Annotated in this window: 9 protein-coding genes; 2 read left to right on the top strand and 7 right to left on the bottom strand. The window is 67.5% G+C overall.

What is annotated here, in order from left to right:
- Positions 1-209: 209 nt before the first annotated feature.
- From rpsI to ORI27_RS19780, 5 genes are all read right to left on the bottom strand, one after another.
- Positions 210-662 carry a 30S ribosomal protein S9 gene (gene rpsI / locus ORI27_RS19760; RefSeq protein WP_265998695.1) on the bottom strand — a complete coding sequence of 151 codons (453 nt, stop codon included), beginning with the start codon at positions 660-662 and terminating at the stop codon, positions 210-212.
- 56 nt (positions 663-718) lie between these two features.
- Entirely contained in the window at positions 719-1,162 is a 444-nt protein-coding gene (gene rplM, locus ORI27_RS19765) for a 50S ribosomal protein L13 (protein ID WP_265998604.1), read from the bottom strand.
- 203 nt (positions 1,163-1,365) lie between these two features.
- The gene (locus tag ORI27_RS19770; RefSeq protein ID WP_265998603.1) at positions 1,366-2,268 is read right to left on the bottom strand and encodes a PaaI family thioesterase; all 903 of its coding nucleotides are present in this window, start codon (positions 2,266-2,268) and stop codon (positions 1,366-1,368) included.
- A 40-nt stretch (positions 2,269-2,308) separates the two neighbouring features.
- Positions 2,309-3,181 carry a pyridoxamine 5'-phosphate oxidase family protein gene (locus ORI27_RS19775; RefSeq protein WP_265998602.1) on the bottom strand — a complete coding sequence of 291 codons (873 nt, stop codon included), beginning with the start codon at positions 3,179-3,181 and terminating at the stop codon, positions 2,309-2,311.
- Entirely contained in the window at positions 3,178-3,747 is a 570-nt protein-coding gene (locus tag ORI27_RS19780) for a TIGR03086 family metal-binding protein (protein ID WP_265998601.1), read from the bottom strand. The genes ORI27_RS19775 and ORI27_RS19780 overlap by 4 nt, the downstream gene beginning before the upstream one ends.
- Positions 3,748-3,848: 101 nt before the next feature.
- Between ORI27_RS19780 and ORI27_RS19785 the strand changes: the two genes are divergently transcribed.
- Both ORI27_RS19785 and ORI27_RS19790 read left to right on the top strand, forming a co-directional pair.
- Positions 3,849-4,445, top strand: a complete 597-nt coding sequence (locus ORI27_RS19785; protein ID WP_265998600.1) for a CGNR zinc finger domain-containing protein — start codon at positions 3,849-3,851, stop codon at positions 4,443-4,445.
- A gap of 55 nt (positions 4,446-4,500) precedes the next feature.
- Positions 4,501-5,148, top strand: a complete 648-nt coding sequence (locus tag ORI27_RS19790; RefSeq protein WP_265998599.1) for a GNAT family N-acetyltransferase — start codon at positions 4,501-4,503, stop codon at positions 5,146-5,148.
- On the opposite strand, the gene adhP is transcribed toward ORI27_RS19790, so the two are convergent.
- Both adhP and ORI27_RS19800 read right to left on the bottom strand, forming a co-directional pair.
- Entirely contained in the window at positions 5,139-6,200 is a 1,062-nt protein-coding gene (adhP, locus tag ORI27_RS19795) for an alcohol dehydrogenase AdhP (RefSeq protein ID WP_265998598.1), read from the bottom strand. The two genes, ORI27_RS19790 and adhP, sit on opposite strands and share 10 nt — an antisense overlap.
- Positions 6,201-6,285: 85 nt before the next feature.
- Positions 6,286-6,409 (bottom strand): aldehyde dehydrogenase family protein (locus ORI27_RS19800; RefSeq protein WP_265998694.1); only part of this gene is annotated, 124 nt, incomplete at its 5' end.

Below are 6,409 nucleotides of genomic sequence, written 5' to 3' on the forward strand. Positions count from 1 at the left end.
GCTCAAGACACAACCGACGAGGGTAACCGTCATGTCGCCGCCAAACCGAAACTGCACCGAGATGCCCGTGAACGCGGACACTGCCCGCACCAGGGTCTCTCAACCGGCAAGTCGTCCTGTGCCCCCCACCACAAACGGCTCGCCGGGCGCCTCCAGCCCAAGAGACTGGATGACGCCCGGCGAGCCGTTGCGTAGGGATACGCGGCAGGTCAGCGCTTGCTGTACTGCGGCGCCTTGCGGGCCTTCTTGAGGCCGTACTTCTTGCGCTCGATGGCACGCGGGTCACGGGTGAGGAAGCCGGCCTTTTTCAGGGCCGGCCGGTCCTCGGGCTGCACCAGAATCAGCGCGCGGGCGATCGCCAGGCGCAGCGCGCCGGCCTGACCCGAGGGGCCACCGCCATCGAGGTGGGCGTAGACGTCGAAGCTTTCCAGCCGATCGACGGTCACCAGCGGGGCCTTGATCAGCTGCTGGTGCACCTTGTTCGGGAAGTAGGCCTCCAGGCTGCGGCCGTCGAGGTTGAACTGGCCGGTACCCGGCACCAGCCGAACCCGCACCACAGCCTCCTTGCGGCGACCGACGGTCTGAATGGGACGGTCGATGATGACCGGCTCGCGCGGCGCCGCCTCGGCGGCGGCCTCAGGAACCTCGGGGGTCTCGGTCACCTCGACCTCGACGACCTCAGTCGCCTCGACCTCAGTCGTGCCTTCTGTCGTCTCGCTCACTGCGCCACCTGCTTGATCTCGAACGGAATCGGCTGCTGCGCGGCATGCGGATGATCCGGGCCGACGTAAACCTTGAGCTTCTTCTGCACCTGCCGACTCAGCTTGTTGTGCGGCAGCATCCCGACGATGGCGTTCTCCACCACACGGTCGGCGTGCTTGGCCATCTCGTCACCAAGGGTGCGGGAGCGCAGGCCACCGGGGTAACCCGAGTGCCGGTAAGTCATCTTGGTGTGGAGCTTGTCGCCGCTGACGGCGATCTTGTCGGCGTTGATGACGATGACGAAATCGCCACCGTCGACATTCGGCGTGAATGTCGGCTTGTGCTTGCCGCGCAGCAACTTCGCTGCTTCAACGGCGAGCCGGCCGAGCACCACGTCGGTGGCGTCGATGACGTACCACGATCGCGTGGTGTCACCCGCCTTCGGCGTGTACGTAGACACAGCGCTACCTCTCTAAATTTGGGATTCACACCCCGGTGGTGGTCCCGGTATGACCCGGGTGCCGGTCGGGACGCGACGGTGGGGGTTACATCTCGGCGACCAACACTGACCCGAGAACCCGGCTTACCCCGCGGTGCGAAACCGCGGCGTACCGCACGCCAACGTGGCAGCTTACCTGCGACGATCCGGGCAGGTCAAAACGCTCATCCCCGCTCGTAGGCGATGTTGGCGACGGCGCGGACGTAGCGGGTGCCGGCGGCGTCGGCCATGGTGGCCGCGACCGTCGCCATCCGCCGACCGACCCGCTCGGTGGTGGTGGCCAGCGTGAGGGGCCGCCCGTCGACCGGGGGCGACCGGAAATAGAAAACGCTCAGGTCAGCCAGTGTGTAGCGGTCGCCGGGGCCGGTGTGGGCCTGGCCGGCCAGCGAGCATGCCTGGCCGATGAGCGAGGCGATGACACCGCCCTGGATGGCACCGAGTGGGTTGGCCATCCACGGCTGGGGCTGCACGGTCATCACCGGTTCGTCGTCGAGGTCCACGGTCATGGCGAGCAGTTCGCAGAGCGGTCCGCGGGCGATGTCGCCGCGGCTGATCGCGGCCAGGACGCGCCGGCCATCCCAATCCGGGTCGATGGTCGACACGGTGGTGTCGACGTCGGGTGGTGCGGGCAGCGTCTCGACCGGTTGGGCGATCGCATCCTTGTCCAGCGCCCGCAGTGCCTCGGTGCTGCGGCCGACCCGCACGGCGCGGGCCACCCCCGCGCAGACGACCTCGTGGGATCCGTTGGTAATGGTCATCGTGGCGGTGCCGTGGGCGTCGTCGTGATGGGCCAGCACCGACACGGCGTGGAGCCGATCCCCCACCCGGGGCCGAACCCCGGCGGTGAGGGCCAGCCAGGACTGCACCGTGGCGACCGGCTCGGCGAACGTGTACCAGTAGGCGCCGCTGGTGACCGATTCGGCCATCACCGCATAGGCCGGCATCTCCACCAACCCCCGATGATCGACCAGCGTCGCCGTCACCTGTTGATCCAGCGAGATGCCGGCCTCGCTGACCCGGGTGAAGCCGACGCAGAACGCCGCCTGAGGTCCGTTAGTTGTGCTCATCAACTGGCATCTTTGCAGACGACCAGCCGCGTGGCCTGAGTCAGGACTCGACGTGCAGACCCGGGATCGCGGTCACGACGACGCGTTCGGGTGTGAATGTCACCTCCCGACCGGTGTCATGGTCTTCGCCGGACTTCGGGTCGTGCCAGGCGAGCGCCGCCGTGCCCGATAACTGCAGCGTCGTCCCGGTGGAGAAGTCGAGGAACACCATGGCGGCGCTGGGATCGACGGCCAGGTTTCCCAGGCTGTTGAACAGATTGTTGCCCGGATAGTCCGCCCAGCTCAGGCGGCCGCCGTCGACCCGCACGAATCCAGCCGGCCCGCCGCGATGCGACGCGTCATTGCCTGACGCCGGATGTGTTGTGCCGAGGAAGAACGTGTCGGCGCGTTCGACGAGCCGTCGGTCCTGCGGCCGCAGCGCGGCACCCGTGAACACCGGTATCCGGTCCGGTGTCGACTGATCGCCGCGAGTGCCCAACCGGCGCGGGTGGATGTATTGCGGGCAGTTGCCGTACGCCTGGCCGACCTCGATGGACATCCCCGTCGCGCCGGCACGGGTCAGCACACCGTTGATGCGAATGCGCCTGCGGGCGGCAAGGTCGATCACGACCAGTCCCGCGGGCTGGCCCGCCGGTAGGACGTGCAGCGGATCGGCGGCGGGCCAGCGGAAGTCCACATCCAGCGTCGTGGGCGTATCTGCGCGAAGGAACCCGGAAGGCCCCAGCAGGGGTGAGATCCACAGCCGGCCGGCCCCGTCACGCGCGGTGAGCATCGCAAGCCGCGCTGCCGCCAGGAATTCGGCGGTCGCGGGGCGAAGTTCGCCCCGGCCGACCATGCCAGCGAGTTGGTGTGCGCGCGTTGCCACTCCGGCCCGCTCCTGCACCGCAAGCTCGCCGCTGTGGAATCCGGTCACAGCGGGCTGCGGCCGGAGAAGGCCACGACTCGCTGCGTCGGGGTCGCGTCGATGGCCGTCTCGACCTCCGCACCGAAGAGGTCTTGCTGCCGCAACGGTGGCACGAGGTTCTTGCCCACCGCTTCGGCCAGGTTGGCTTCGGCTTCGTCGAACTCGACCGGTCGCCCGACCGCCACCGCCAGATCCCAGCTGTGAACGAGCGTGGAATAGGTGATGATCCCGATGGCCTGTGCGGCCGGCATCTCGCCGAGGACGGTCGCGACGGGCAGCTGCCAGTCGGTGATCGTCGCCCACGCGCGTTGCGAGCGTTGCACCGACCGTTCGACGACACCCAGTGGGTCGGCACCGAGGATGTCGGTGCCGCTGAACAGTTCCTGCTCGGTCGGGCCGGAGCCGCCGTCCACCGCCGCGGCGAATGCGTCGATCGACGCAACGGTGTGGCTGAGCATCGAGCGCACGTTCCAGGCGGAGCACGGGCTGGCCAGGTCCAGGTCGTTCCCGCCCAGACCGGCGGTCAGATCGACCAGGCGGCGATCTGCGCTTTGCAGTAGTTCCAGCGAATCCATGAACGGACCCTCCCATGTCTAACGGTAGTAGTGCCTTATTGACGTTAGTTTTCTTACCCGACCAGAGCTAACGCTGTCAATGCCCTGATAGCATTAGTCGAATGAATGCCGGGTCCCGTATGGAGAAGGCGCAGGTGGCCGGGTTCATCGTGGCGGGAGAACCCCTGGCCGTGGACTTGGCCGACACGATCATCACCACCACGGATCCGGCTACCGACCTGCTGTCGGACGAGGCGACCTGCCGGCTGTGGTGGAGCCTGGAGCGGGATCGCATGCCCGAGAGGGCGACAACGCCCACGCTGGCGCTCACCGTCGAACTACGCCGTGCGGTCCGCGACCTGCTCGACGCGCACGTCGCCGGAACCGCACCCGATCCGGCCGCCGTCGAGTACGTCAATGACGTGGCCGCCGGGGTAACCGCCACCCGGCGCCTGGAACACACCCGGGCGGGGTGGACGGCGGTCACCACCCACCATGTGCCGGCCAACCGCCGGCACGAGCTCGCACTGGGGGCTGTCACCGACAGTCTCATGGACCTGCTGGCCGGGCCAGCGAACAAACGGCTCAGACGATGCCAAAATCCCTCCTGCAGTATGCTTTTCGTCGCCACCGACGCCCGGCGAAAGTTCTGCACCCAGAACATCTGCGCCAACCGGACCCGGGTGGCCCGCCACTACCACCGCCATCGCCCCGGCTGACGATCGCCGGGAAATTCGCTTTTCGACTCACCTTCGATGTGGTCCGATGAATGCCATGGCACACGACATCTGGCCGCTGGCCGACCTGCAGGTAGTGACACCGCGGGTCGTGCTGCGCTACGTCGGCGACGAGCTGGGCGTGCGGCTGGCCACGTTGGCGGCCAAGGGTATTCACCATCCCGCGACGATGCCGTTCAGTGAACCGTGGACCGATGTGCCCTCACCGCAGCTGGAGCGTAACAGCATGCAGTTCTATTGGCGCAACCGCGCAGAGACGACGGCGCAGCGGTGGAATCTCGACCTCGCCGTCCTGGTCGAGGAGTCGGTGGTCGGGATGTGTTCGGTTCACGCCGAACAGTTTCCGGCCAACCGGACGCTGACCACCGGCTCGTGGCTGGGCCTGGCCCACCAGCGTCAGGGTATCGGCAAGGAGGTCCGACAGGCCGCGCTGCATCTGATCTTCGCGGGCTTCGAGGCCGATCTCGCCGTCACCCGGGCCTGGCACGACAACGCGGCCTCGCTGGCGGTGACACGCTCGCTGCCCTACACCGAGACCGGCACCACCGTCGAGCAACGACGCGACCGCCCCGACACCATGGTGGAGTTCACCATGACGCCGGGGCAGTGGGCCACGATCCGCCGCGATGATATCCGCCTGGTCGGCATCGAAGGCTCCCGCGCGCAGCTGGGGTCTCAGCGGTAGTCGATGACGATGCGGCCGTCGATCTGGCCGCGCTCCATCCGGCCGAATACCTCGTTGATGTCCTCGAGCTTGGCCGCTTCGACCGTGGGGTGGATGAGGCCGCGGGCGTAGAAGTCCAGCGCCTCGGCCATGTCCTGGCGGGTTCCGACGATCGATCCGCGAATCGTCAAGCCCTTCAGCACGATATCGAAGATCGGTGCCGGGAAGTCGCCGGGCGGCAGACCGTTGAACACGATGGTTCCACCGCGCCGGGTCAGGCCGATCGCTTGGCCGAACGCCTGAGGATGCACCGCGGTGACGAGCACACCGTGCACCCCGCCGGTGGCTTTCTGCACCTCCTCGACAACGTCGGAGGTCTTGGCGTTGACGGTGACCTCCGCGCCAAGACGCGCGGCCAGCGCCAGCTTGGCGCCGTCGATATCGACGGCGACCACCCGCAGGCCCATCGCGCGGGCGTACTGCACCGCGATGTGGCCCAGCCCGCCGATGCCGGAAATCGCCACCCACTGGCCGGGCCGGGTGTCGGTGACCTTCAGCCCCTTGTACACGGTGACGCCGGCGCACAGGATCGGTGCCACCTCGAGCGGGTCGACGCCGTCGGGGATCCGCGCGGCGTAGGCCGCGTTGACCAGCATGTAGGTGCCGAAGCTGCCGTTGACGCTGTAGCCGCCGTTCTGCTGGCTCTCGCACAGCGTCTCCCAGCCGGTGCGGCAGTATTCGCAGCTGCCGCACGCCGACCACAGCCAGGCGTTGCCCACCTTGTCGCCGAGCTCGAGGTCAGTGACACCCTCGCCGAGGGCGACGACGGTGCCGTAGCCCTCGTGGCCGGGGATGAACGGCGGTTGCGGCTTGACCGGCCAATCACCGTGTGCGGCATGTAGATCGGTGTGGCAGACCCCGGAGGTCTCCAGCTTGACGAGGACTTCGCCGTGGCCGGGGGTGGGCAGGTCGAGGTCGGCGACCTGCAGGGGTGCACCGAATTCGGTGACGACGGCGGCACGCATGGTGTCGGCCGCGGTGGAGGTGGCGGGGGCGCCGAGTGTCTGAGTCATGATGATGTTCCCTTCATTGTGGTTTGTTTGTGATTTCGGCGCGCTTTCGTTCGCTGTGCGGCGGAATGCGCGCCGAAATCACTCATCAGAAGAAGCCTTGGGCTTTGTTGCTGTAGGAGACGAGCAGGTTCTTGGTCTGCTGGTAGTGGTCGAGCATCATGAGGTGGTTCTCCCGCCCGATGCCGGACTGCTTGTAGCCGCCGAACGCC

The organism is Mycobacterium pinniadriaticum (genome assembly GCF_026242045.1).
In the GTDB taxonomy this organism is placed as follows: domain Bacteria; phylum Actinomycetota; class Actinomycetes; order Mycobacteriales; family Mycobacteriaceae; genus Mycobacterium; species Mycobacterium pinniadriaticum.